The following is a 26,139-nucleotide window of genomic DNA, read 5'->3' on the forward strand; positions in this document are numbered from 1 at the left end:
CGGGTTCTCGGGTGGTGGAGGTGGCGGGAATCGAACCCGCGTCCTTCGGTGATGAGTCAGGGCTTCTCCGGGTGCAGCCTGCTTGGCGTTTTCTCAGCCCCGGCGCTCACGCAGGCGTGTCGCCGACGGGCTCAGCCGCTGTTTGTTTTCCCTACATACCCCGCGACCGGGTGTGCAGGTGGAGTCTCCTTACGATGCCAGACCCCGGGACGGAGACGCTCCCGGGCTGACAGAGTCACTCCTCGCTCAGGCGGCGAGGGCGAACTCGGACTGCTTCTTGTTGGCAGTTATTCGTTTGCCGTCACAGGATTTACGAGGTCACGACGGCAACCCTCGACCCGCTTCCCCTGGCTCGACCTACCGAAGTCGAAGCCGGTCACCCCCATGTTGAGTTGTCAACCACGAGCCCGGTCAGACCGGGTCCGCTTCCTTGACGATATAGGGAGAACGCCGCGTGCGCCAACGGTATTCCGCGCCCCGGCGGGCGCGGTGGAGCGCGCCCGCCGGGGCGACCGGCAGGGTCGGGCCGGTCCGGGACGGCAGAGCCTCCCCCGAGACGAGGCTCTGGACTCCCGAGCGGTGGCCGGCGCCGCAACCCCCCGAGCGGCTGCACCGGCCACCTGGGAAGACGCCGGGAGGGGCGGTGCAGGTTGCCGGTCGGGCCGTAAAGAGATCACCAAGATCTGGCGAGCGGGGCCGGGAGGGCGCTAGCGGGGGGTGCCCGTCGCCGGGTTGGACAGCGTCGGCGACGGCGTCACCCGCGTCCCGGTGAGGAAGCGGGCCGCGATCTTGGCCGGGGACGCCCGGCCTTCGACCGCGACGGCGAACGCCAGGTCCGGACGGGAACCGACGAACCACGACACCGTCTTCTCCTGGCCGTTCTCCTGGTACTTCACGACCGCGACGACCCCCGACACGTTGCCGCCGGAGTGGACGTTCGCGGCCCGGGCCGTCCCGGACGCGACCGCGCGGCGCAGCAGGTTCTGCAGGTCCGACGTCGGCGCGACGTCCAGCGGACGGGCCTGCGGGCCGTCGGCGGTGCGCGGGTCGGTGAGCAGGAACGGGGGCCGCCAGGTGGCGCTCTGCGCGGCGCTCGCCGCGACGGCCATCGCGAGCGGGCTCATCCGCACCCGGCCCTCGCCGACCATCTCGGCGGCCCGCTCGCCGGCGTCGGCGGCGACGGGAACGCTCCCGGTGAAGGCCGGGACGCTCAGCCCCCAGTCCTTGCCGAAGCCATAGCGCTCCACGGCCTGCTGCAACGCGTTCGGGGCCGTCCGGGTGGAGAGCTGGGCGATCGTGGTGGCGCAGCCGCTGGCGAAGTTCCGCGCGAACGACTGCTGGCCGTGCGCCCGGTTGGTGAACGTCCGGTTCCCGACGGTCACCGACGCGGGGCAGTCCGTCTTGGTGTCACGCGTCAGCCCCGAGTGCAGCAGCGCGTCCGCCGAGACGATCCCGAACGTGAGCCCGGGCGGGTAGCTGCCCTCCATCGCGAGGTTCCGCCCGCCGGTGCCGCGGTTCGCGACGGCCAGGATCTCCCCCGTGCTGGGCCGCAGCGCGATCAGAGAGGCGGGCGCGCCCACGTCCGACAGGGCGTTGTCGGCGCGCGGCTGCAAGCTCCGGTTCAGGGTGGTCTGGACGCTCTGCGGATGGTTGGCCGGAACGTCCGGCTTCGGCCAGGACGCCAGCGTCTGCGTGTTGGCCCCGGACGGGTCCTGCGCCACCACCCGCACGGTCGGAATCCCCGCCAGGCGCCGCTGCAGGACGAGCTGGAGCCCGCTCGTCCCGATCGTGTCGCCCGGCTGGTACGGCGCGCCGACCTGCTGGAGCGTCTCGGACGTCGCCGGCCCGAGCCCGCCCACGACCTCGGGCGCGAACACGGCCCCGATCGGCTCCGAGCCGGTGTGCCGTTCGAGCCCCGCGACCCGCGCGAGCCGCAGGATCAAAGCGTTGTCGGTGGGCCGGACGAGCGTCAACAGCGGCATGAACGTGTTCGGCGGCGCGGACTGGACGCGTCCGAGGAGCCGGTCCACGTCCAGCGTGATGCCGCCGTTCTTGCGGGTGGCCTCGGCGAGCTGGTCGATGGTCCGCTTGGGGTCGGCGAGCCGGCCGGGGTAGACGCCGAAGATGTCGGCGGTGACGTTCTTCTGCAGCGACCGTCCGGACGAGTCCAGGATCGACGCGCGCTCGGCCGTCTCGCTGATCACGGCGAGCCGCTGCCCGGGCTTCAGCTTGGGGTTGATGATCGACGGCTGCCACACGACGCGCCAGTTCCCGTCGACCTGGCGCAGGTCCATCGCGCTCGTGTACGTCCACGGGTCGCCGCTCTCGCCGAGGTCGATCGAGATCGAGAACCGCGCGAGGGCGCGATGGTCGGGCAGCTTGTCGATCGAGACGCCCTGGACCTGCCCGTCGCGGGCGCGCGCGCCGATCGCCAGCCGCAGCGACGCCGCGTCGAGCTGGGTGCGGACCTGCGACAGCGCCGCCGCGACCGCCGTCCGGGGCGCCCCGGTGGTCAGCCCGGCCGCCGCCGAGTAGTTGCCGACCTGCCAGGCGATGAGGAAGTCGCGGACGGTCGGCATCGCCGACGGGTCGGTGCAGGCCGTCAGCCCGCCCATGAGCAGGGCGCCCCCGACGGCGCCCGCGGTCAGCCGGCGCAGCCGTGCTCGCCTGTTCCCCGACACCCTGTCATCGTCTCCTGAACCGGGCCGCCGCAGCCTTGGCCATCTCGCGGTCGGCCTCCCGCTTGGCGATCGCCTGGCGTTTGTCGTAGGACTTCTTACCACGGCCCAAGCCGATCTCGACCTTGGCTTTGCCGTCCTTGAAGTACAGGGAGAGCGGCACCAGCGTCCAGCCCGGCTCGGACGACTTGGCGATGATCTTCTGGATCTCCTTGCGGTGCAGCAGGAGCTTGCGGCGGCGGCGCGGCGCGTGGTTGGTCCAGGTCCCCTGGGTGTACTCGGGGATGTGGACGGCCTCCAGCCACACCTCGCCGTCCATGACGTGGGCGTACCCGTCGGTGAGGGTCGCGCGGCCCGCGCGCAGCGCCTTCACCTCGGTCCCCATGAGCACCAGGCCCGCCTCCCAGGTCTCGTCGATCTGGTAGTCGAAGCGGGCACGCTTGTTCTGGGCGATGAGCTTGCGCCCTGTCTCACGTGACACGGAAATTCAGCCTCGGTCCTTCTTCGGCAGCGTGACGAGCAGGCCGCGCAGCACGGTGCGGGCGCGCTGCTCGGCCTCGGTGGGCGGTCGGTCGGCGGAGACGGTCACGTCGGGTTCGATGCCCGTCCCGTCGAGGTTACGGCCGCTCGGGGTCCGGTAGCGACCGACGGTCAGCTCGATCGCCGAGCCGTCCGACAGGCGGTACGCCTCCTGGACCGACCCCTTTCCATAGGTACGCGATCCTACGATCACGGCGCGGTCCCGGTCGCGGAGGGCTCCGGCGACGATCTCGGCGGCGGACGCGGTCCCGGCGTCGACCAGCACGACGAGCGGCGTGCGCGCGTCGCCGGGTTCGGTCACCGTCAGCGGCCGGGGCGGACGGTCGCGCTGCTCGTAGGTGACGACGAGCCCGCCGGGCAGGAACGCCGACGCGGTGGCCACGGCCTCAGCGAGCAGCCCGCCCGGGTCGCCGCGCAGGTCCAGGACGATCCCGCCGCGCACGGCCGCCGGATCGGCGGTGACGGCGGCGCGGACGTCGCGTCCCACGCCCCGGGTGAACGCCCCGACGCGGATCATCCGGACGTGGCCCGGCAGGTCGGAGACGCTCACGTCGCCGTCGCGCAGGGTCGTCCGGACGAGCCGGAAGTCCAGCCGCCGGCCCCCGCGCTCCACGGTCAACGCCACGGTGCCGCCGGGTGTTCCGCGCAGCGCGGCGGCGACCGCCGCCATGTCCCCCGCGGGCGCGACGACGACGTCGCCCGCCCGGACCCCGGCGCGGGCGGCGGCCGAGCCGGGCTGGACGCTCGCGATCCGCACCCGCGAACCGTCCGCGGCGCCGAGCCAGACGCCGACGCCGCTGTACCGGCCGTCCAGGCGGCCCGTGACGTCGTCGAACTGCCGGGCGGTGTAGTGCCGCGCCCAGCGGTCGTCCAGGGTGCGGAGCATGGCGGCGACGGCGGCGTCGGTCAGCTCGGCGCGCGTGACGCGGTCGGCGGAGCGCTCGGCGATCGACGCGGCGGCCTCGTCCAGCGGGGACCGCGACGCCGCCTGGCCCGCCGCGCGGTCGCCGTCCCCGGCGGTGGCGAGCCCGGCGCCGTACGCGCACACCAGGGCCGCCGCGACGGCGCCGGCGCGCAGCGCACGACCGGGGTACCGCGACATGACGGTCAGTCTAGTTCGCCCGAGCGCGCCCGCCGCGCTCCTAGATGCGGAGGTAGCGGCGCAGGGTGAGGAAGGACGCGACCGCGCACAGCAGGACGCCGAAGCAGATGGAGACGATGATCACCATGATCACCTGCATCCAGTCGAGCTGGGTGGCGAACGACATCTGTTTGGCCAGCCGGTCCAGCAGGAGCGTCTTGCTGAAGATCAGCAGGATCGCGGCGAAGATGCCGCCGATCAGGCCCGCGATGGCGCCCTCCAGGATGAAGGGCATCTGGATGTAGGTGTTGGACGCGCCGACGAGCCGCATGATCCCGGTCTCGCGGCGCCGGTTGAACGCCGACAGCCGGACGGTGTTGCCGACGAGCAGCACGGCCGCGACGACCTGGAACAGCGCGATGAGCAGCGCGGCCCACTGCAGCCCGTTGAGGATCTTGAAGAACTTCTTCAGGATCTCCTGCTCGTTGATCACCTGGTCCACGCCGCCCTTGCCGAGCAGCGCCTGGACGACGGCCTTGTACTCCTGCGGGTTCTTCAGCCGGATCCGGTAGGAGTCGGGGATGTCGCCCGCGCGGGTGCTGTTCACGAACGCCGGGTTGGACGCGAACCGGTCCTTGAACCGCGCCCACGCCTGGTCGCGGTTCTCGTACTCGACCTTCGACACCTGCGGCATCTTGGTGAGCTCGGCCTTGATCTCGTCCTTCTGCTGCTGGGTGGCGTCCTTCTTCCCGCACGCGGGGTTGGAGCTGGTCTTCGCGCACAGGAAGACCGAGACCTCGATCTTGTCGTACCAATAGTCCTTGGACTCGTTCACCTGCCCGCGGATCAGCAGGCCGGTGCCGAACAGAGCCATTGCGATGGCGACGGTGATGACGAGGGAGATGGTCATCGTGAGGTTCCGGCGGAGACCGATCCAGATCTCCTGGAGAACGAACTGTGCGCGCATTCCTCGCTGTCCTTGATCGCCTGTGCCCCGCGGGGAGCTGGATTCCCGGGGCGGTGCTCACCGCGTCCGGATGGTGACTGTGCTTCGGCTCAGTACGCCTGGCCGTAGACGCCGCGCGACTGGTCGCGGACGACCCGGCCGTCCTCCAGCTCGACGACGCGCTTGCGGAAGGCGTCGACGATCGCGGCGTCGTGGGTGGCCATGACGACGGTGGTGCCGGTCCGGTTGATGCGGTCGAGCACCTTCATGATGCCGATCGAGGTGGCCGGGTCGATGTTCCCGGTGGGCTCGTCGGCCAGCAGGATCATCGGCCGGTTGACGAACGCCCGGGCGATGGCCACGCGCTGCTGCTCGCCGCCCGACAGCTCGTGCGGCATGCGGTGCTGCTTGCCCTCCAAGCCGACCAGGTCGACGACCTCGGGGACGACCTTGTTGATGAACCGGCGGGGCTTGCCGATGACCTCCAGCGCGAACGCGACGTTCTCGAAGACGTTCTTGTTCGGCAGGAGGCGGAAGTCCTGGAAGACGCAGCCGATGCGGCGGCGCAGGTGCGGGACCTTCCAGTTGCTGATCCGGCTGAGGTCCTTGCCGGCCACGTGGACGTGCCCCTGCGACGGCCGCTCCTCCTTGAGGACGAGGCGCAGGAACGTCGACTTGCCCGAGCCCGACGGACCGACGAGGAACAGGAACTCGCCCTTCTCGATGGCGACGTTCACATGCGCGAGGGCGGGCCGGTTCTGGGTCTTGTAGACCTTGGTGACGTTGTCGAAGTGGATCACGGCTGCATCACGGCGGTTTCAGCACCATTCTTGCGAAGGACCCGCGGGGGCTCGTGCGGGAGGAGACGCGTCATCGGTCGGTCGTCGCGCGGCGCTGACGCGCGCGCGCCCTGGTCGGCCCGGACCGCCGCTGCGGCGGGCGGGACGTCGGTTCGGCGGGCGGTCCGGGACGGCCGCTCGGCCGCCGGACGGGCCCGTCGAGGTGTCCGGGGCGGAATCATACCGCCGGCGCGGGAGCCGATAGGTCACCTCCAGTGGGATTGAGCTGCGGCTTCCGGGGCCGCGCCGGTCACGGACGGCCCGACTCTAGGGGACTGGAGGCCCCGCCGGCGGCGACCGGCGTCGAGACGAGCATCACCAGCAGGTCACCGGCAGGGCTCCGGCGCGTCTCGGTTCGGTAACCGGGACGCACCGAGCAGTGTACGGGCGGACGTCAACCGTCCCGGCCACTCGCGCCCCCCAGGCGTTCCCGCAGGACTTTACCGCCGACTCATGCGGAATGGCGCGAATCGGAGTCTAAAGTTCATGGGGACAGGAACTTCCCGTCGAGAGGGGCCGCCGGATGAGCTGCGATCACCTGATCTGCGCATACTGCTCGCACCCGGTGAGCGAGGGGCGCTGCCCGACGTGCCGTGCGGCGCGCGCCGAACTCCACGGGAACGGGTTCTCGGTGCCGCCGATGCTCGTCCTGGCGGGGCTGCTGACGCTGCTGTTCGCGGCGCTGGTCCTCCAGCGCTGCGCGGCCTAGTCCTTCACGGGCGGCGTGCTCGCCTTGACGGGCGCGCCGCTGACGGCGATGACGTCGGCCTTGGGCTGGTCGTGGCCCTTCTTCGCCTTGGCCGGGTCGGTCGCGGCGTACTGGTAGGCCTCGGTCTCGTCGATCTCGACGCCCTCGACCGTCCCGTCGAGCAGATGGGCGATCTCGCCGGGGATGGGCGGCTTGACGGGCTTCGGAACGTCCGCGTTCTTCGTCTTGGTCATGCTGGTGCGCAGCAGCGAGTACAGGACGAGCCCGGCGCCGTGCTCGGTCCGCAGCGCGAAGTAGGGATAGGGCGTCGCGACGAACACGACCTGCCGGACGAAACCCTTCCCCCGCGCCTTCTTGATCTCGCGCCGGGCCTGCCGGTAGTAGCCGGTCGTGACGTCCCCGGCCGTCATGACCTTGGCCGCCACGCTGTCGGGGCCCTCGGACGCCATCGTCGCCTGAATCCCGGGGACCTCGCGGGGGCGGATGAGGACCGACTCGTCCGTCGTGGCGAGCGGGACGGCGTATCCCTCGGCGTCCGTGACGACCTTCGGCGGCTTCACCTTGGGCCGCAGCTCGGTGGCGAAGCTGAGCGTCCAGTCGAACCCGGCCGCGCGCCGCGTGAACGCCATCAGCGCGGTCTTGGTGGACTTCGGCTGCCCGGCGACGGTGCGCGGCACGGACGCGACGAACCACTGGGGATAGACGTCCGGCTTGAGCTTGGGCACCCACAGCTTCGGCGTTCCGTAGGTGTAGCGGCGCACCGGATCGCCGTCGAAGGCTGCGCGGCGGAACTCGGCGGCGGTGAGGACGGCCTGACCGTCCGAGACCCACGACAGGGCGAGGCGCTCGTCCCCGGCGGCGCGGGCGACGTCGTCGTTGGCGATGTAGGCGCGGAACGCGGACGCGGCGGACTGCTGGGTCAGCGGCTCGGGCGTCGGCGTCGGGATCTTCGGCAGCGGCGACGGCACGACCCGCGGACGGTCTCCCCCGCCGCACGCGGACAACCCGGACAGCGCGACGGGCACGGCGAGCAGCACCGCCGGCAGCTTCCGCGAAGTCCAGATCACGCCACGTCCCCCGGCCCGGGGCGGCGGCCCTCGCGCCGACCCGATCGGACATTCTGCCATCCCGCCCGCGCCGTACGGCCGCTCGGGCAGTGGCGGGACGGCGATAAGCTCGGACGCGTGGCAGGCATCGACGTTAAAGATCAGCTCAAGGAGCTCGACTCGACCCTCACGGGCATCGAGCAGGTGCTCGACCTTGACGCCATGCGCCGTGACATCGCCGAGCTGCGCGAGCAGTCCGCCGACCCGGCGCTGTGGAACGACCAGGAGCACGCCCAGACGGTGACGCGCCGGCTGTCGTACCTGGAGAGCGAGCTGAACCGCGTCGAGGGGCTGCGCCAGCGCCTGGAGGACGTCGCCACGCTCTATGAGATGGCCGAGGAGATGGACGACGCCGACACCCGGCGCGAGGCCGACGACGAGCTGTCGGGGCTGCACAAGTCCGTCCAGCAGCTCGAAGTGCGCACGCTGATGTCCGGCGAGTACGACGCCCGCGAGGCGCTCGTCACGATCAACGCGCAGGCCGGCGGCGTGGACGCGGCGGACTGGGCCGAGCAGCTCCAGCGGATGTACCTGCGCTGGGCCGAGCGGCACGGCTATCCGACGGAGGTCTACGACACGTCCTACGCCGAAGAGGCCGGGATCAAGTCGACGACGTTCACCGTCAAGGCCCCCTACGCGTACGGGACGCTGCGCGGCGAGCACGGCACCCACCGGCTCGTGCGGATCTCCCCGTTCGACAGCCAGGCGCGGCGGCAGACGTCGTTCGCCGGGCTGGACGTCGTGCCGGTGGTCGAGCAGAGCGACCACGTCGACATCGACGAGACCGAACTGCGCATCGACGTGTACCGCTCGTCCGGGCCGGGCGGGCAGGGCGTCAACACGACCGACTCGGCCGTCCGGATCACCCACCTGCCGTCCGGGATCGTCGTGTCCTGCCAGAACGAGCGCAGCCAGCTGCAGAACAAGGCGACGGCGATGGGCGTCCTCCAGGCCAAGCTGCTGGAGCGCAAGCGGCAGGAGGAGGCGGAGAAGATGTCCGCTCTGCGCGGCGAGGGCACCAGCAGCTGGGGCACGCAGATCCGCAACTACGTCCTGCACCCGTACCAGGTCGTGAAGGACCTGCGGACGGGCGTCGAGGTCGGCAACCCCACGGCCGTGCTGGACGGCGACCTGGACGAGTTCATCGAGGCGGAGATCCGCTGGCTCCGGCAGCGCGAGGCCGAGTAATCCCCCGTTGCGGCGTCGATAGCGGTCATTTCAGATTCGCTGTGTGACCGGGTCGTCACGCTGCGATGATGGGGCGAACCGGTTCCGCCTCACCCCCGGGGGCTCGATGTCCACGCGTCGGCACGTCCTGCGCAGCGCCGCCGCGCTCGCGCCGCTGCTGGCGGTCGCCTGCGCCGCCGGGCCGGGCTCGCCGACCGATCCCGCGCTGACCCGTGCCCAGGCCGAGCGCGTCATGGCGCGGTACGCGGCCATCGCGGGGCACGCGGTCGCGACGCTGGACGGCGCGGGCCTGGCCGTCGTGGAGACCGGGACGCAGCTCACGATGGACCGCGCCGCGATCCGGCTGGCCCGGGCGACGCGGCGGATCGCCCCGCCGCCCGCGTCCGGCGGCGCCCGCTACTACATCCCCCGGATGAACGACCACCCGCGCTGGTTCGCGGTGGACGCGCGGGACGGCGCGTCACGGCGGCACGCGCTGCTGTTCGTCCAGGACCGGCCGGACGGCCCGTGGCTGCTCGCCGCCGGTCCCGCGCCCGGCGCGGACGTGCTCGGCCGGGTCGCGCTGGACGCGCACGGCTACGCGACGGCGGTGCGTCCCGCCGCGACCGGCTACGGCGTCGCCCCGGCGCGGATGGGCGCGCTGCACGCCGACCTGCTGACGCGCGGGACCGGGGCGCCCGGCGCGACCGGGCTCGCGGCCGGGCCGAGCACCACCCGCGCCTACGCCGACCTGCGGACCGGCGCTGCGGCGCTGCGGCGGCGCGGCGTCCGGCGCACGACGTCGTTCACGTCCGACGGCCCGGTGTTCGGGCTGCGGACGTCCGACGGCGGCGCGCTGGTCTGGTACGCGATGCGGCAACGGGAGGCGTACCGGACGGCCAAGCCCGGTCGGCTGGACGTCCCCGCCGACCTGGTGGGGCTGACCGGGCGCCGCCGGTTCCGCGCGCGGATGATCTCGGTCGCCCTGATCCAGTACCTCGCGGTCCTGCCCCAGACCGGGCCCGCGACCGTCGCGGGCGAGACCCGCAGGGCCGTCGCGGCGGCGGGCATGTGACCCGCGTCCCCTGACCCCGCCGGACGCCGGTGCGGACGCTCTTCCCGACCGCTGCAGCGCACCTCACCGACGTCCGGCGGCCGACGCTCAGGCGTGGCCGGGGATCTGGAGCACCTGGGCGTTGCGCTTGACGTTCAGCCAGGTCGAGCCGGAGCAGATGCCGCAGTTCGCGCCGAAGAACAGCGAGCGGGCCCGCTGGTCGCCCATCAGCTGGAAGCGGAACCAGGCCGTCGTGACGCCCCGGAAGCCGCCGCCGTCGCCGAGCGTCGTGAAGTGCGTCGCGTCCGCCAGCTCGGCGTACACGGCCGGGACCTGCGCGGACTTGTCGTAGAACGACTGGACGAGCGCGGGGAACACGATGACGTCGCTCTGCCCGGCGAGGTAGAGCGTCGGGCCGTGGAGCTTCGCGGCGTCCGCCAGCGGGCCGGGCTGGATCGGGATCGTGGTGGTGATCCGCTTGTCCAGCGACGCGTTGATGGCGCCGGCGCCGCCCTGGGAGTGCCCGGTCGCGCCGATGTGGGCGAGGTCGATCCGGTTCCGGAAGGGGCTGCCCGGCGTGGCGTTCTCTTTGGTCAGCAGGTCGATCCCGGCCAGCATCTCGTTGCCGGTGCCGGCCCAGGCGGTGTTCGCGGCGGCCACGACGAAGCCCTGGCTCGCCCAGTGGCGCAGCAGGCCGTCGTAGATCTGCGGCCACGCGAACGTGCCGTTCCCCCAGATGATCACGGGGTGCCTGGCGTGGCTCGCGGCGATGTCGGCCGGGTAGTAGAGGGTCGTGTCGCCCTGCGTCTTCGACGTGACGCGGTACGGTCCCGGCTTGTCCCAGCTCACGCCCGCCGCCGCCCGCGCGGGCGCGGTGGACGGGACGAGCAGGGCGAGCGCGACGGCGAGCGCCGTCAGCAGCGGGAGCAGCCGTCTGCCGGCGATGGATTGCATGAGGTCTCCTCGGGGGGCGGGGGCCTTTGGGCGTTCGCACATCCTGGTGCAGCCGGCGGCGGCTGTCTGTCGGCTTTCGCGCCAATCTTTGACCCGGCGTCTTGGGCAATGTCACGATCACGGCGTGCCAACTGCGCGAACCTCCCTGCGCGCGCGGCTGGCGGCGCGGCTCCCCGAGCTGACCGACGCCGTCCTCGCCCGCTGCGCCGCCGAGATCCCCTTCTACCGGCGGCTCCCGGCCGACCAGCTCGCCGCGGACGTCCGGGACTCGATCGCGCGGACCCTCGACCTCGTCCTGCGGACCCAGCGCGAGGACCGGGGGCCCGACGCCGCCGAACTCGCCGAGATCATCGACGTGTCGGGCCGCCGCGCCGCCGACGGCGTGCCGCTGGAGGCCGTCCTCGCGGCGTACCACGTCGCGGCGGAGACGTGCTGGCGGCTGCTCGCCGCCGAGGCCGGGCCGGACGAGATGGACGACTTCTCCGCCCTCGGCACCCACATGCTCCGCTACCTGCGCGACGTCGTCCCGGCCGTCGCGGGCGCGCACCTGCACGAGCGGCAGCAGGCGCACAGCCAGGAACGCGAGGCGCGGCGAGCGCTGGTCGCGGCGCTGCTGTCCGGTGAGCCCGCGGCGCCCCTCGCCGACGACGCCGGCGTCGTGCTCGCCCCCGCCTACGCCGTCCTCGTCGTGCGACTCGCCCCCGCCACAAACGCCACGAGCAACCCGACCGGCCCAGGCAGCGCAGGCCGCGCAGGCGGCCCGAGCGGCGCGGGCAGCCCGGGCCGCACGGGTCACACGGGCGGCGCGGGCCGCACAGGCCACACGGGCCCCACGGGCAACGCGCGCCCCACGGGCAATGCGGGCCCCACGGGCAACGCGGGCCCCACGGGCAACGCGGGCCCCACGGGCAACGCGGGCCCCACGGGCAACGCTGGCCACGCGGGTAACGCAGGCAACACGGGCCGCGCGGGCAACACGGGCCGCGCGGGTAACGCGGGCAGCACGGGCCGCGCGGACGACGCAGGTCGCACGGGCGACGCGGGCCGCGCAGGCGACGCGGGCCGCACCGGCGACGCAGCTCGCACGGGCGACGTGGGCCCCACGGGCGACGTGGGCCGCACAGGCCGCACGGGCGGCGCAGCCGACGCGGGTCACACGGGCGGCGCGGGCCGCGCGGGCCTCACAGGCCACCCGGGCCGCGCGGGCCAAGCGGGCCCCACAGGCAACGCAGGCCGCGCGGGCAACGCGGGCCGCATGGGCCGCCCAGGCGACGTCGGCGACATGGGCGACGTGGACGACCCGGGCGGCACGGCGGCGCGGGCCATCGTGCGGCGCCTGCAGTCGGCGCTCGGCGCGCACCGGCCGGACGCGCTGAGCGCGCTCACCGGCGAGGGCGGCGTGATCTTGTTCCCGGCCGCGTCCGGCACGCTCGACGCGGTGACCGCCGAACTGCCCGGGCTGGTCGCGCGGATCGGCGCGTCGCTGGCCCGGCCGGTGACCGGAGCCGTCGCGCGCGCCGACAACGTCGCCGCGGTCCCGGCCGCGCACCGCGAGGCGACCGAGATCGCCGACCTGGCGCGGCGGCTCGGCCTGCCGCCCGGCTGCCACGCGCTGGAGGACGTCCTGCTGGAGTACCAGCTCGCCCGCCCGGGCCGGGGCCTGGCCGGGCTCGCCGCCAAGCTGCGCCCGCTGGACGACCATCCGGTGCTGCTGGAGACCGTCCGGGCGCTCGTCCGGCACGGCAACAACCGCACCCGCACGGCCGCGCACCTGCACGTCCACCGCAACACGCTCGACTACCGCCTCGGCCGCGTCGCCGCGCTCACCGGCCTGGACGCCGGCGACCCCCGCGACCTGCGCGTCCTGCACGCCGCCGTGACCGCCCACACCCTCGCCGAGCCCTAGTCGAGCAACGCGAGCGCCGCCTTGACGTCGGCCGCGCAACGGCCGTCCGGCGGAACGGCGCCCGCAAACGCCGCCCGGAGGGCCGCGCCCGCCCGGCTCTCCCGGCCGTCCCCGCTCACCGAGATCAGTCGCGCCGCGCGAAGGGCGGCGCCCGCCAAGGCCTTCCGGCCATTCTCGCTCGCCGACGTCAGCCGCGCCGCCCGGAGGGCCGCGCCCGCCAGGGCCTCCCGGCCGTCCCCGCCCGCCGAGGTCAGCCGCGCCGCGCGGAAGGCCGCGCCCGCCAGGGCCTCCCGGCCGTCCCCGCCCGCCGAGGTCAGCCGCGCCGCCCGGAGGGCCGCACCCGCCGAGCTCTGCCAGCCCTCCCCGCCCGCCGACGTCAGCCGCGCCGCGCGGAAGGCCGCGCCCGCCAGGGCCTCCCGGCCGTCCCCGCTCACCTAGATCAGTCGCACCGCCCGGAGGGCCGCACCCGCCGAGCTCTGCCAGCCCTCCCCGCTCACCGACGTCAGCCGCACCGCGCGAAGGGCAGCGCCCGCCGGGCTCTGCCGGTCGTTCCGGCTCACCGAGGCCAGTCGCGCCGTGCGGAGGGCGGCGCCCGCCGGGGCCTCCCGGGCGTCCCGCTCAGCGAGATCAGTCGCGCTGGGCGGAGGGCGGCGCCCGTCGGGGTCTTTCGGGCGTTCGCGGTCGCCGGGGTCAGTCGATGCTGCTGGTGGTGGCGAGGGTGCGGACGGCGCCGAGGGCGACGGAGAGGGTGGCGAGGTCGAAGCTGTCGCTCTCCCAGATCTCCAGCAGCGTCTGCTGGGCGCGGGCGATCGGGGCGCTGTTGCGCTCGCTCCAGCGAGCGATGCTCTCGTCCGCCGACGTTCCCGGCTCGCTCAGGCCGAGGACGGCGCGGGTGAGCTGGGCGTGGGCCTGGTAGAGGTCGTCGCGGAGCGCGGCGCGGGCCATCGAGCGCCACCGGTCGTCGCGGGGCAGCGCGATGATCGGCTCGCGGAGCCGGGTGAGCTGGAGCTTGTTGGCGAGCGTGAAGTAGACCTCGGCGACCTCGGTGACCGGACGGTCGATGTCCCGCGCGATCGACACCAGGTCGAACGTGCTGTAGGCCGGGACGAGCACCGCCGCGCGGTCGGCCAGGTCCGCCGGGACGCCCATCGCCAGGTAGGCGTCGCGGCGCTCCTCGTAGGCGGCGCTGTCCAGGCCCGTCAGCACCTTCGGGATGTGCGCGGCGAGCGTGACCGCGTCCTCCAGGAAGAAGTCGACGGTCGCGCGGATGTCGAACGGCGGGCGACGGTGGTGCAGCAGCCAGCGGGAGCCGCGCTCGGTGAGCTTGCGGGCCTCCAGCAGCAGCGCGATCTGCGCGGACTCCTCGACCTGGTGCGACAGGCCGTCCACCGCCGACCAGAACCGCGGCATGTCGAACACCTCGCGGGCGACGAGGTAGGCGCGGGCGATGTCGGACGGCGACGCGCCCGTCTCCTCGTGGACGCGGAACGCGAACGTCGTCCCGGAGTTGTTGACGAGGTCGTTCACCACCGCCGTCGTGATGATCTCCCGGCGCAGCGGGTGCCGGTCCATCTCCGGCCGGAACCGCTCGCGCAGCGGCGTCGGGAAGTAGTCGACCAGCCAGGACTCCAGGTACTGGTCGTCGGGCAGGTCGGAGGCGATGAGATCGTCGTCCAGCGACAGCTTGGCGTAGGCGAGCAGCACCGAGAACTCGGGGCCGGTGAGGCCGCGGCCCGCCTGGCGGCGCTCGGCGAGGGCCTTGTCGTCGGGCAGGAACTCCAGCCGCCGCTTGAGCAGCCCGTCGCGCTCCAGCGCCCGCATCATCCGGGTGTGGACGTGCAGCATCGACCCGGCCTGGGCGCGCGCGGCGGCGAGGACGACGTTCTGGGCGCAGTTGTCGCGCAGCACGAGGCGGCCGACCTCGTCGGTCATGCTGTAGAGCAGCTCGTCGCGCTGCTTGCGCTCCAGCCGACCGTCCCGGACGACCTGGTCCAGCAGGATCTTGATGTTGACCTCGTGGTCGGAGGTGTCCACCCCGGCCGAGTTGTCGATGAAGTCGGTGTTGACCAGGCCGCCCTTGCGGGCGAACTCGATCCGGCCGAGCTGGGTCAGGCCGAGGTTGCCGCCCTCGCCGACGACGCGGCAGCGCAGGTCCGCGCCGTCCACCCGGACGAGGTCGTTGGCCTTGTCCCCCACCTCGGCGTTGTTCTCCGTGGACGCCTTGACGTACGTCCCGATGCCGCCGTTCCACAGCAGGTCCACCGGGGCGAGCAGCGCCGCGCGGATCAGCTCGTAGGGGGTGAGCGCGTTGACGCCCTCGGGGATCCCGAGCGCCGCGCGGATCTCCGGGCTCAGCCGGATCGACTTGGCGGTGCGCGGGAACACCCCGCCGCCCTGCGAGATCAGCGACGTGTCGTAGTCCGCCCAGGTGCTGCGGGGCATCTCGAACAGCCGCCTGCGCTCGGCGAACGACCGCTCGGGGTCGGGGTCGGGGTCGAGGAAGACGTGCCGGTGGTCGAACGCGGCGACGAGCTTGATGTGCTCCGACAGCAGCATCCCGTTGCCGAACACGTCCCCGGACATGTCGCCGATGCCGACGACGGTGAAGTCGTCCTTCTGCACGTCCAGGTTGAGCACCCGGAAGTGGTACTTCACCGACTCCCACGCGCCGCGCGCGGTGATGCCCATCGCCTTGTGGTCGTAGCCGACCGACCCGCCGGACGCGAACGCGTCGCCCAGCCAGAAGCCGTACTCGGCGGCGAGCCCGTTGGCGATGTCGGAGAACGTTGCGGTGCCCTTGTCGGCCGCGACGACGAGATAGGTGTCGTCGCCGTCGTGCCGGACGACCTTCTCCGGCGGGACGACCTTGCCGTCCACCAGGTTGTCGGTGACGTCCAGCAGGCCGGAGATGAAGTCCTTGTAGCAGTCGATCCCGGCCTTCATCCACGCCTCGCGGTCGGACGGGTCGGGAAGCTGCTTGCCGACGAACCCGCCCTTGGCGCCCGCCGGGACGATCACGGTGTTCTTCACCGCCTGCGCCTTGACCAGCCCGAGGATCTCGGTGCGGAAGTCCTCCCGGCGGTCGGACCAGCGCAGCCCGCCGCGCGCGACCGACCCGAACCGCAGGTGGACGCCCTCGACCTTCGGCGAGTACACGAAGATCTCGAACTTGGGGCGCGGGAGCGGCAGGTCCGGGATGCCCTCGGGGTCGAACTTCAGCGACAGGTACGGCTTGCCCTGGTAGTGGTTGGTCCGCAGCGTCGCCTGGATCATTGCGAGGTAAGCGCGCAGGATGCGGTCCTCGTCGAGGCTCTGGACGTCCTCCAGGCGGCCTTCCAGCTCCTCGAAGATGCCGATGCTGCGCTCGATCTCGCCGCCCGCGAGCTGCGGGTCCAGCCGGCTCTCCCACAGCCGGACGAGCAGCCGCGTGATGCCGGGGTTGTTGAGCAGGACCTGCTCGATGTAGCGCTTGGAGAACGACGTCCCGGTCTGCCGCAGGTACAGGGCGTAGGCGCGCAGGATCATCGTCTGCCGCCAGTCCAGGCCGACGCGCAGGACGAGCGCGTTGAACCCGTCGTTCTCGATCCGCCCCTCCCACAGGGCGAGGAACGCGTCCTGGAACAGCTCCTTGACGGCGTCCTGCGGGGCGCCCGGCGTCGGCGTGTAGCGCAGGCCGAGGTCGTAGATCCAGGCGCGCGGCCCGCCCTGCGGCATGATCTCGTACGGCCGCTCGTCGATCACCTCGACGCCCATGTTCTGCAGCAGCGGCAGCACGTTGGACAGGATGATCGGCTCGCCGCGCCGGTAGATCTTCAGCCGCCGCGCCCCAGCGTCGGCGCCCGCGGGCTCCCACAGGTCGATGGAGGTGTCGCCGTCGGCGCCGAGCGCGTCCAGGCGGCGCAGGTCGGACACGGCGGTGGTGGCGGTGAAGTCGGCCTTGTAGCCCTCGGGGAACGCGTCGCCGTACCGGGCCGTCAGCTCGGGCGCGCGCTGGTCGCCGCACTCGCGGCGGATCGCGTCGGCGAGGAAGTCGGTCCACGAGCGGGTCGCGTTGGCCAGCCGCCGTTCCAGCGCCTCGGCGTCCACGTCGGGCAGCCGGTGCCCGCGCTCGCCGCGCACCACGACGTGCAGCCGCGCGAGGACGGACTCGGTCACGTTCGCGCTGTAGTCCACCGAGACGCCCTCGAACGCGCTGCGCAGGATCTCCTGGATCCGCAGCCGCACCTTCGTCGTGTACCGGTCGCGCGGCAGGTAGACCATGCACGACATGAACCGGCCGTAGGGGTCCTTGCGCAGGAACAGCTTGAGCTGGCGGCGCTCGCGCAGCCGCAGCACGCCGACCGCGATGGGCAGCAGCTCGTCCGGGGAGATCTGGAACAGCTCGTCGCGCGGGTAGCTCTCCAGGATCTCGATCAGTTCCTGGCCGTCGTAGCTGTCGGGGGTGAAGCCGGTGCGGTCGAGGACCTCGTCCACCTTGCGCTTCAGGACGGGCACGTGCGCGATCGACTCGCTGTAGGCGACGTGCGCGAACAGGCCGAGGAAGCGCCGCTCGCCGACGACGGAGCCGTGGTCGTCGAACTTCTTGACGCCGATGTAGTCGAGGTAGACGGCCCGGTGGACGGTCGACCGGCTGTTGGCCTTGGTGATGACGAGCAGGTGCCGCTCGGTGGCGCGCTTGCGGACCTCGGGCGGCAGCGCCGCGAAGCTCCCCGACTCGGACGTGTCGGTGCGCAGGATGCCGAGCCCGGTGCCGGTGACGGGCCGCAGCGCCGACCCGTCGTCGGCGAGCGCGTAGTCCCGGTAGCCGAGGAAGGTGAAGTGGCCGCCCGCGAGCCAGTCCAGCAGCTCGACGGCCTCGTCGGCCTCGTCCCCGCGCAGCGGCGGGTTGTCGGCGATCTCCCGGGCGAGCGTGAGGGCCCGCTCGCGCATCTTCTCCTGGTCCTCGTAGGCGACGCGGACGTCGTTGAGGACGCGCAGCAGGTCGTTCTCCAGCTCGGCCAGCGCGGCGGGGTCGGAGATGCGGCCGATCTCGACGTGGATCCAGGACTCGTCCAGGTCGTGGTCGCTGTCGCGCTTGCCGCGGAAGGTGCGCAGGCGGCCCGCGACGTCGCGGTCGACGCCGAGCAGCGGGTGGACGGTCAGGAACGTGGTGAGCTTGTGCCGGCTCACCTCCATCGACACCGAGTCGACGAGGAACGGCATGTCGTCGGTGACGACCTGGACGACGGTGCGGCCCTGCTCCTCCCACCCGTCGGTCTCCTCGGACGGGTTGAAGACGCGCACCTTGGCCCGTCCCTGCGGCCGTTCCGCGCCGAGGTTCCGGTGCGCCATCGCGGGGCCGTACACCTCGGCGGGCGGACGGCCGATCAGGTCCTCGGGGGCGACGTGGCGGTAGTAGAGACGGAGATAACCGTCGGTCTCCGCGATGTCCCCGTGCTCGCCGAGCGCGGCGGCGTACTGTTCCGCCGCGGTCCGGAGCAGGTCGTATTTCGCCTGATCGAGCTCGCCGCTCATGCCTGTGCCAACTCCCCTGGGAACCGCCCGCCACGTCGTTGTGACGAACGCTCACGCCGCCAGCGTAGCGATCTTCGACTCCGCGCTCGACCGCCGGGGTCGCGCGTGGAACATGCCGGTTCCTACCCTGCCACTCCCGCTCCGGGAAACCCCCACGAATCAGGTAACCCTGCCCCCGGAGCGCACCGCCGTCGCGCCGCCGGGGCAGTTCTCACCCGCCGGGGCCGGGGCCGGTCGAGGGGTCCGGCGGGACGGGCGACTCGGACGGCGGCGTGGTGGTCGGCGTCGGCGGCGGGGACGAGCGGGTGATCGTCGGCGTCGGGGTCGGCTTGGTGGGTTTCGCGGTGGGCGAGTCCGACGGGGTGGGCGAGTCCGACGGCTCCGGACCGCTGTCCTGCGGCGTCGGGACGGGCGCGTGGCGGCGCGGGACGTCCACGAGCTGGTGCGCGGGCGCGCTCGGCGACGACACCGGGGCGCTCGGGTCGCTGACCTTGGTGGAGGAGTTGCCCGCCTTCGGCCGCGTCAGCGCGAGGACGGCCGAGACCACGACGACGGCCGCGACCAGCGCGACCCCGGCGGCGGCGAGGCCGACGCGTCCGCCGCGCCGGGCCAGCAGGGCGGCGACGGGCGGGCGCAGCCGCGTCAGGAGCGTGCCGCGCGCGGGCGCGGGCACCGGCGAGACGCCCGGGAACGCGACCCGGGTGGCCGTGGGATCGGCGTCGTCCCCGGCGGCGAGGACGCTGCCCGCCGCGAGCATCGCCGTCGCGTCGCCGAGGTCGGGCGCGGCCGGGACGTCGGTGCCGAGCAGGCGCAGCAGCAGGGTCCGCGACGGCGGGCGCCGCTCGGGCTCCTTGGCCAGGCACTCCAGGACGAGCACGCGCAGCGAGCCCTCCATGGCGCCGACGTCGGGGTCCTCGTGCAGCACCCGGTTGATCACGGCGTGGATGGAGTCCTGCCCGAACGGCGGCTCGCCGGTCGCCGCGTAGACGAGCGTCGCGGCCCAGCAGAACACGTCGGCGGGCGTGCCGGTCTCCTCGCCGCGGATCTGCTCGGGCGCCATGTAGGAGGGCGTCCCGATGACGCGGCTGGTCAGCGTGGTGGCGCCGGTGACGGCGCGGGCGACGCCGAAGTCGATGACGCGCGGGCCGTCCGGGCCGACGAGGACGTTGTGCGGCTTGAAGTCGCGGTGGACGATCTGCGCCTCGTGGATCGCGGCGAGCGCGGTGGCCGTGCCGACGGCGAGTCGGTCCAGCGCGGCGCCGTCCAGCGGCCCCTCGTCGCGGACGAGCTGGTTCAGCGACGGCCCGGGGACGTACTCGCTGACGATGTAGGGGCGGTCGCCGTCGACGTCCGCGTCGATGACCTGCGCGGTGCAGAACGGCGCGACGCGCTTGGCGACGTCGAGTTCGCGCAGGAAGCGGGAGCGGGCCTTGGCGTCGTCGATGAGGTCGGCGTGCAGCAGCTTGATCGCGACGCGGGGCGCGTCGTCGGCCGGCTCCCCGCCCTCGGGCGCGGCGGCGCCGAGGAAGACGGCGCCCTGGCCGCCCTCGCCGATCCGGCCGAGCAGCGCGTAGGGGCCGAGCCGGTCCGGGTCTCCGGAACGCAGCGCCCCAAGCTTCATCGGAACGGACACCGTCCCTTCGGGGTGGTCGGCTCGGATCTACGCCAGGCACCCTACCGGCCCCGGATGCCGGGCGGGGAGGTCAGTAGCCGGTCCCGGGAGTGGGGATGTTGTCCTCAAAGCCCGGCTTGCGGAGCTTCGGCAGCGGCGAGGACTTCGTCGTCCTGCGCGGCGCCGCCTTCTTCGTGGGGGCGCTGCGCGGCGCGCTCTTCTTGGGCGCGGCGGCGGGACGCGGGTCGGCGGCCGGCCCCGGACGGTCCTTCTTGGCCTTTTTCTTCTTCTTGTGGGGCGTGGGCGGCGCGGACGTCGCGGTCGTCGCGGTCGGCGGCGGCGCGGACGTCGGCGCGGTGGCGGCGGTGACGGCCGTGTCGTGCTCCGCGCCGCCGTGCGGGGCGAGCGCGAACACGCCCCCGGCGACGGCGGCGACGCCCAGGGACGCCGCCGCGACCGCGACGCGGCGGCGCCGGCCGGGGCGCGCCGGCGGCGTCCGGCTCTCCGGCGCGGCGGGAAGGGTGTTCTCCCGCGCCCACTCGACGGGAGTCGGCAGGTCGTGCGCGAGCCCGAGCGTCAGGTCGGCGGTCTCGGCGGCCAGGTCGCTGCCGGCCGCGAGCAGCACGGTCGCGTCGGCGTCCTCCCGCGCGAGGACGCGGCCCAGCAGCGCCGCCGCGTCCGGCCGCCGCGCCGGGTCCCGGTTGAGGCACGCGGCGACGAGCGCGCGCAGCGGCCCGCCGAGCCCGCCGAGGTCGGGCTCCTCGTTCAGGACGCGGTTGATGACGGCGTGGACCGCGTCCGCGCCGAACGGGGCCGTCCCGGTCGCGGCGTAGACCATCGTGGCGCCCCAGCAGAAGACGTCGGCGGCGGGCCCGACGTTCTCGTTGCGGATCTGCTCGGGCGCCATGTACGCGGGCGTGCCGATGACGCGGCTGGTCAGCGTGCTCGCCCCGCTGACGGCGCGGGCGATGCCGAAGTCGATGACGCGGGGGCCGTCCGGCCCGACGAGCACGTTGTGCGGCTTGAAGTCGCGGTGCACGACCCCGGCCCGGTGGATCGCGGCGAGCGCGGTGACCGTCCCGACGACGATCCGCTCCAGGTCCGCGCCGGCGAGCGGCCCCGCGTCCTGGACGAGCCGGTGCAGCGACGGGCCGTCCACGAACTCGGTGACGATGTAGGGGCGGTGCCCGTCGACGTCGGCGTCCAGGAGCCGCGCGGTGCAGAACGGCGCGACCCGCCGGGCGACCTGGAGTTCGCGCAGGAAGCGCGACCGGGCGCGGTCGTCGGCGGCCAGGTCCGGGCGCAGCAGCTTGACGGCCACCCGCGCGCCCGCGGGGTCCGCGCCGAGGAAGACGGTGCCCTGGCCGCCTTCGCCGAGCCGTCCGGTCAGGGTGTAGGGGCCGAGGGCACGAGGGTCGTCGGGACGCAGTTCGTCCGGGTTCATCCGCCAACTCCGGGTGCGGCGCGGACCGGTCCACCGCCCGGCCGGTCCTGTCGCGAGTGCGACGCGCGGAGCGGCGTGCCCGTTCACGCGATGGCCGCTTTACGACATCACAGACATGTCGTACCGACATTTTCCCCGGACGTGAGTGTTTCCCGCCGAAGTCTGGAAGGCCCGCCCGGCCGGTCCGGGTAGACCCTCTCGCGGATGATCATGTAGGGAGGTTCCACGACCATGTCCATCCCCATGAAGGCCGCGTGCGGCGCCGCCACGGTGACGCTCGCTCTCACGACCGGACCGGTGGCGCTCGCCGACGACGCGCCGCCGACCGTGCGCCGCGCGATCGCGGCGTCCGTCGCCGAACAGAGCACGTCGCGGACGCAGTCGCGCGCCGTGCTGCGCGCCCGCAGGCTAGCGCTGCTCCAGCGAGCCGTCCGGAAGAAACGGGCGGCGATGACGGCGAAGTGGGACACGCGCGCCCGCCGAGCCGTCGCCTACGCCCTCAAGCAGCGCGGACGCCCGTACGTCTGGGGCGGGAACGGGGGCACCGGGTTCGACTGCTCGGGGCTCGTCCAGCAGGCGTGGCGGCGCGCCGGGGTCTCCATCCCCCGCGTCACCTACGCGCAGTACCGCAGGGTCAGGTCGCACGTCAGGACGCGCAGCCTGCGCCCCGGCGACCTCGTGTTCTTCCACCGCCTCGGGCACGTCGGGATGTACCTGGGGAACGGTCGTTTCATCCACGCGCCGCACACCGGCGCCACCGTCACCGTCGCCCGGCTGACGGGCTACTACAAGCGGAACTACGTCGGCGCGGTGCGTCCGGCCTGGGTGCGCCTGCCCAAGGTCCCGACCGCCCTGGAGGGCTGATCCGCCTCCGTCGGCGATGATGGCGGGATGCACACCCTGCCCGACGGGCGCCGCGTCTACACGCGCGCCGACCTCATGGACGCCCACGGCCTCGGGCGCAGCACCCTGGAGAAGTGGTACCGGGAGCGCGCGGCCAACGGCCATCCGGAGGCCGCGGGGACGTCTGAGGGCCGCCTGGTCTGGGACGCCGGGGAATGGGACCGCTGGTACGCGGCCCGTTCCACCGGCGTCCCGTCCGGCCTTGTCACGCGCGACGATCTCGCGGCGCGCCACGGGATCAGCAAGCACCGACTGAAGCAGCTCTGGGCCGACCGGGAGGCGAACGGGCATCCCGAGCCCGTCCGGCGGCACGGCAAGGCGCTGTTCTGGGACGAGGCCGCCTTCCTGTCCTGGTATGCGGGACTCGGCTCCGCGCCTGCGGACCCGGACGACCTGATCACGCTCGCGGAGGCGGGCCGGATGCTGGGGCTGGCTCCGGGCAGCGTGACGGTGTACGCGTCCCGTCCGCCGCGCGGCTGGCCCGAGCCCGTCCGCGTGGAGACCCTCGGCGGGGGCCGCGTGCGGCGCCTCTACCGCCGCGGCGACGTCGCGGCCTACGGGGCGTCCCGGTAGCGCGCTCCACAAGATCATTTCTTCACTCTACGCAGTCGCGCCGCCACGGGAATGACGGACCCCGGGGTCCTGTTGTACGGGGTCCTCGCCACGACCGGCGGGGAGGGTCACGGGAATGCCAACACCGTCCCAGGTGTTCTACCCCGTATCCGCCGCGACGTCGGCGGGATCCCATGGGAATGGCAACGCGGTCCTCCGCGTTCTCCCATGTACGCGCCGCGAGAGCAGCGCACACCACGGGAATGTCAACCCCGGACCATGCGTTCTCCGTAGGACCGCCGTTCATCCGGCGAAACCCACGGGAATGCCAACATCTCGTCCGGTGTTGTAGCCCGTGACCGTCGCGGAAGCGGCGGACACCACGGGAATGCAAACACCGCGTCAGGTGTTCTCTCCCGTACGAGCAGGCCGTACCGCGTTCTCCCGAGCGGAGCGCATCACGCGAGGCCTGAACCACGCGCCCCTCTTCCGGGGCCGTGCGCGAAGACCGCGCCACTGCCGCGCATCTTCCGCTCCGTGCCGTTTCTTCGGCCGGAGAACGTCCATCGACCGCCGGGCGCCACCGCGCGCCCCACGCCGAGTCCGCATGTCCGCGGAGCCGGGGACCCACAGGTTCCATCACGGGGTGAATCGGTTCGAGCACGAACCGTAGGGCGTCTTCCACGCCCGAACCCGTCAGCTAACCCGGTAGGCGTCATGGAAGCCGAGGAGCGATCCTTTCATGATCGGTAAGCTTCGCAACGCCACGACCCGTACCCTCGCCCTGCGCGCCACCGGCGCTCTCGCCGCCGGGGCCGTGCTCGCCGGGACCGGCGCCGCCGCCGCGCACGCCGCCGTCCCGACGCCGGGCAAGGACGTCCCGACCGGCGTCGTGTCCGCCGCCGACGCCGCGCAGCACCGCGCCGGCGACGCCAAGCCCAACGCCGCCGCGCCGGCCGCGCCTTCCGCGCCCTCCGCGCCGAAGCGGGCCGCGCACGCCCCGACCGCGCAGGACGCCGTCCGGCTCGCCGAGTCGCAGGTCGGCCAGCGTGAGCAGGGCGCCGGCGCCACCAAGTTCTCGAAGTGGTACATGTCCACCGACCGGGCCAAGGAGACCGTCAAGCGCGACGGCGGCTCGATCGGGTCTTACAAGAACGCCTCCTGGTGCAGCATGTTCGTGTCCTGGGTCGGCAACAAGCTCCAGTTCTCCGACCAGATGGGCGAGGACGCCTGGACCGTCCAGCACGCCAAGTGGTTCGAGGACCACGGTCGCTGGGGCCACACGCCCAAGCCCGGCGCGGTCGTCTTCTTCTCCTGGGACGGCGCCAAGTCGGTCGACAACATCGAGCACGTCGGGATGGTCGTGAAGGACAACCACGACGGCACGATCAAGACCGTCGAGGGCAACACCGGCAACGCCGTGAAGATCAAGACCCGTCCGGTCGACTCGGTCGTCGGCTTCGGGTACCCGAAGTACGCCAAGTAATCTCGCTGGAGCCCCGCGCCCGGCGCCGCCTCCCCGGCGGCCCGCCGCGGGGCTCCGCGCGTTCCCGGGGTCAGGCCGGGGTGGTCCAGTCGACGCGGTAGGAGTGGATCCATGCGAGGTCGTCCTCGATGGACGCGTCGGTCAGTTTGGCGGCCGACGCGCGGGCGCCGAGCGCCACGATGGCCTGGACGCGGTCCCGGCGCAGCTCCTCGTAGCGCGCCGCCGCGTCGGGCCAGGACGGGCGGTCGCGCAGGCACTTGGCGAGGACGACCGCGTCCTCCAGGGCCATCGACGCGCCCTGGCCGGACGTCGGGGTCGTCGCGTGGGCCGCGTCGCCGAGCAGGATCGTCCGGCCCCGGCGCCAGACCGGGACGGCGGGCAGGTCGTGGGTCGGCACCGCGTACAGGCCCGGGCCCGTGCGTTCGATGACGTCGCTCACGAACGGCGGGGTGCCGTCGAGCGCGTCCAGCAGGAGCTTGGTGAGGTCGTCCCGGGTCATCGCGGCCAGTTCGGTGCGCGTGGGTTCGGTCGGCCAGGGCAGGTTCGCGAACCACCAGACCTCGTCGCGGTCGGCGGCGGTCGTATAGCCGAAGAAGCCACCGCCGCCCTTCACGAACTGGAGCCGCGCCGGCTCGCCCGGCGCCTTCGCCCCTGCGGCGAAGCCGCCGATGTTCAGCAGCGGGATGTAGCGCGGGGACGGCGCGCCGGGGTCGATGACCGAGCGGGTGCGCGAATGGACGCCGTCGCAGCCGATGATGACGTCGGCCGTCAGGGACGAGCCGTCGGCGAAGCTCGCGGTGCCGGTGTCTTCGGCGTCCACCAGCTTCTTGTCGTGGCGCAGGACGGCGCCGCGCTCCTGCGCCGCGCGCCGCAGGATCCGGTACAGGTCGGCGCGGCGGACGGGCGCGAATCCGGACCGTCCGGCCGTCCCGGTCCTGGGGTCGACCAGGGACGCGGCCAGCGTCGCTCCGCGCAGCCCGAGGACGTCCAGCGCGCTCAGCCCGTTGGACGCGACGCCGAGCCACAGCCCGGCGTCCAGGTCGGCGGCCGACCGCGCCTCGCAGACGGTAACGTCCGCGCCGATCGAGCGCAGCGCAATGGCGGCGGCGGAACCGGCGATACCACCGCCGATGACGAGCGCATGCACGCGGGCTCCTCCTTGCCGAGAACATTTCGTTCGGACGCTTCACTCAACGAAACACGATCCACCGGAAAGCGTCAATCATTCGCCGGAACACGACAATTCATTCGCGCGAATGAGGCTCCTAGTTCGCGCGGCTGACTCCGGCGCCACAAAAAAGACCCCGGACGGCGACGACCGCCTGCATTAACCGCACGGCGCATCAGCAGGACCGACAACGCTGAGATCCCGTCCCGATCGGAGGATCCTCATGCACCTGACCCGTGGTCTCGCCGTCGTCCTGGCGGCGGTCGGCGCGGCCGTCCTCGCGCCGCACCCGGCGTCCGCCGCCCCACCCCGCGAGACCCGCTGGACGCCGTGCGCCTCACTCTCCCTGGAGATCAACTGGGTGTGTCGCGAAACGTTCGGCGGCAGCTGGCACGCCACCGGCCGCACCGACCTGACCGGCTGCCTGGTGGCCCAGCACGTAGAGTGCACACACTGAACCACCATCGCCCAGCGCTGAAC

General features: G+C 73.1%; 20 protein-coding genes, 1 other RNA gene and 1 riboswitch. Of the genes, 8 read left to right on the forward strand and 13 right to left on the reverse strand.

Annotated elements, in window-relative coordinates:
* Positions 1 to 12: 12 nt before the first annotated feature.
* The 6 genes from ssrA to ftsE all read right to left on the reverse strand — a co-directional run bounded on the left by ssrA (position 13) and on the right by ftsE (position 6,045).
* Positions 13 to 384, reverse strand: a transfer-messenger RNA (tmRNA) gene (gene ssrA, locus GQ466_RS10885).
* Positions 385 to 707: 323 nt separating this feature from the next.
* On the reverse strand, positions 708 to 2,681 hold the full coding sequence (locus tag GQ466_RS10890; RefSeq protein WP_337193417.1) for a penicillin-binding transpeptidase domain-containing protein: 1,974 nt from the start codon (positions 2,679 to 2,681) through the stop codon (positions 708 to 710).
* Positions 2,682 to 2,685: 4 nt separating this feature from the next.
* Complete coding sequence (gene smpB / locus GQ466_RS10895) at positions 2,686 to 3,159, reverse strand: SsrA-binding protein SmpB (protein WP_161102760.1); 474 nt, start codon at positions 3,157 to 3,159, stop codon at positions 2,686 to 2,688.
* A 6-nt stretch (positions 3,160 to 3,165) separates the two neighbouring features.
* Positions 3,166 to 4,320, reverse strand: coding sequence for a S41 family peptidase (locus GQ466_RS10900; protein ID WP_161102761.1), 1,155 nt, complete (start codon positions 4,318 to 4,320; stop codon positions 3,166 to 3,168).
* Between the two features lie 40 nt (positions 4,321 to 4,360).
* Positions 4,361 to 5,266 carry a permease-like cell division protein FtsX gene (ftsX, locus tag GQ466_RS10905; protein ID WP_161102762.1) on the reverse strand — a complete coding sequence of 302 codons (906 nt, stop codon included), beginning with the start codon at positions 5,264 to 5,266 and terminating at the stop codon, positions 4,361 to 4,363.
* A gap of 89 nt (positions 5,267 to 5,355) precedes the next feature.
* Entirely contained in the window at positions 5,356 to 6,045 is a 690-nt protein-coding gene (ftsE, locus tag GQ466_RS10910; RefSeq protein ID WP_103561940.1) for a cell division ATP-binding protein FtsE, read from the reverse strand.
* A gap of 562 nt (positions 6,046 to 6,607) precedes the next feature.
* On the opposite strand from ftsE, the gene GQ466_RS10915 reads away from it, so the two are divergent.
* A complete protein-coding gene (locus GQ466_RS10915; protein WP_161102763.1) occupies positions 6,608 to 6,793 on the forward strand; it encodes a hypothetical protein in 186 nt (61 codons plus the stop codon).
* Here GQ466_RS10915 and GQ466_RS10920 read toward each other — a convergent pair.
* A complete protein-coding gene (locus GQ466_RS10920) occupies positions 6,790 to 7,860 on the reverse strand; it encodes a DUF8094 domain-containing protein (RefSeq protein ID WP_161102764.1) in 1,071 nt (356 codons plus the stop codon). The two genes, GQ466_RS10915 and GQ466_RS10920, sit on opposite strands and share 4 nt — an antisense overlap.
* Positions 7,861 to 7,977: 117 nt before the next feature.
* On the opposite strand from GQ466_RS10920, the gene prfB reads away from it, so the two are divergent.
* Both prfB and GQ466_RS10930 read left to right on the forward strand, forming a co-directional pair.
* A complete protein-coding gene (gene prfB, locus GQ466_RS10925; protein WP_161102765.1) occupies positions 7,978 to 9,087 on the forward strand; it encodes a peptide chain release factor 2 in 1,110 nt (369 codons plus the stop codon).
* A gap of 106 nt (positions 9,088 to 9,193) precedes the next feature.
* Positions 9,194 to 10,141: a DUF8094 domain-containing protein gene (locus tag GQ466_RS10930; protein ID WP_161102766.1), complete on the forward strand. Its 948-nt coding sequence runs from the start codon at positions 9,194 to 9,196 to the stop codon at positions 10,139 to 10,141.
* Between the two features lie 87 nt (positions 10,142 to 10,228).
* On the opposite strand, the gene GQ466_RS10935 is transcribed toward GQ466_RS10930, so the two are convergent.
* Positions 10,229 to 11,074 (reverse strand): poly(ethylene terephthalate) hydrolase family protein, encoded by an 846-nt coding sequence (locus GQ466_RS10935; protein WP_161102767.1) that lies wholly within the window; start codon positions 11,072 to 11,074, stop codon positions 10,229 to 10,231.
* 124 nt (positions 11,075 to 11,198) lie between these two features.
* Between GQ466_RS10935 and GQ466_RS32710 the strand changes: the two genes are divergently transcribed.
* Positions 11,199 to 12,980, forward strand: coding sequence for an RsbRD N-terminal domain-containing protein (locus tag GQ466_RS32710; protein WP_161102768.1), 1,782 nt, complete (start codon positions 11,199 to 11,201; stop codon positions 12,978 to 12,980).
* On the opposite strand, the gene GQ466_RS10945 is transcribed toward GQ466_RS32710, so the two are convergent.
* From GQ466_RS10945 to GQ466_RS30700, 4 genes are all read right to left on the reverse strand, one after another.
* Entirely contained in the window at positions 12,977 to 13,414 is a 438-nt protein-coding gene (locus GQ466_RS10945; protein WP_161102769.1) for a hypothetical protein, read from the reverse strand. The genes GQ466_RS32710 and GQ466_RS10945 overlap by 4 nt on opposite strands.
* 256 nt (positions 13,415 to 13,670) lie before the next feature.
* Entirely contained in the window at positions 13,671 to 18,494 is a 4,824-nt protein-coding gene (locus GQ466_RS10950) for an NAD-glutamate dehydrogenase (protein WP_161102770.1), read from the reverse strand.
* Positions 18,495 to 18,705: 211 nt separating this feature from the next.
* Positions 18,706 to 20,115: a serine/threonine-protein kinase gene (locus GQ466_RS10955; RefSeq protein ID WP_161102771.1), complete on the reverse strand. Its 1,410-nt coding sequence runs from the start codon at positions 20,113 to 20,115 to the stop codon at positions 18,706 to 18,708.
* Between the two features lie 82 nt (positions 20,116 to 20,197).
* Positions 20,198 to 21,550, reverse strand: coding sequence for a serine/threonine-protein kinase (locus GQ466_RS30700; protein WP_202420375.1), 1,353 nt, complete (start codon positions 21,548 to 21,550; stop codon positions 20,198 to 20,200).
* Positions 21,551 to 21,781: 231 nt separating this feature from the next.
* On the opposite strand from GQ466_RS30700, the gene GQ466_RS10965 reads away from it, so the two are divergent.
* From GQ466_RS10965 to GQ466_RS10975, 3 genes are all read left to right on the forward strand, one after another.
* Positions 21,782 to 22,414 (forward strand): C40 family peptidase, encoded by a 633-nt coding sequence (locus tag GQ466_RS10965; RefSeq protein ID WP_202420376.1) that lies wholly within the window; start codon positions 21,782 to 21,784, stop codon positions 22,412 to 22,414.
* A 27-nt stretch (positions 22,415 to 22,441) separates the two neighbouring features.
* The gene (locus GQ466_RS10970) at positions 22,442 to 23,026 is read left to right on the forward strand and encodes a hypothetical protein (RefSeq protein ID WP_161102772.1); all 585 of its coding nucleotides are present in this window, start codon (positions 22,442 to 22,444) and stop codon (positions 23,024 to 23,026) included.
* 564 nt (positions 23,027 to 23,590) lie between these two features.
* Positions 23,591 to 23,736: riboswitch (cyclic di-AMP (ydaO/yuaA leader) on the forward strand.
* 11 nt (positions 23,737 to 23,747) lie between these two features.
* On the forward strand, positions 23,748 to 24,491 hold the full coding sequence (locus GQ466_RS10975; protein ID WP_161102773.1) for a CHAP domain-containing protein: 744 nt from the start codon (positions 23,748 to 23,750) through the stop codon (positions 24,489 to 24,491).
* A gap of 70 nt (positions 24,492 to 24,561) precedes the next feature.
* Here GQ466_RS10975 and GQ466_RS10980 read toward each other — a convergent pair whose 3' ends face one another.
* Positions 24,562 to 25,638 (reverse strand): FAD-dependent monooxygenase, encoded by a 1,077-nt coding sequence (locus tag GQ466_RS10980; protein WP_161102774.1) that lies wholly within the window; start codon positions 25,636 to 25,638, stop codon positions 24,562 to 24,564.
* A 244-nt stretch (positions 25,639 to 25,882) separates the two neighbouring features.
* Between GQ466_RS10980 and GQ466_RS10985 the strand changes: the two genes are divergently transcribed.
* Positions 25,883 to 26,116, forward strand: coding sequence for a hypothetical protein (locus tag GQ466_RS10985; protein ID WP_161102775.1), 234 nt, complete (start codon positions 25,883 to 25,885; stop codon positions 26,114 to 26,116).
* Positions 26,117 to 26,139: the final 23 nt, after the last annotated feature.

The organism is Actinomadura rayongensis (genome assembly GCF_009831215.1).
Taxonomy (GTDB): domain Bacteria; phylum Actinomycetota; class Actinomycetes; order Streptosporangiales; family Streptosporangiaceae; genus Spirillospora; species Spirillospora rayongensis.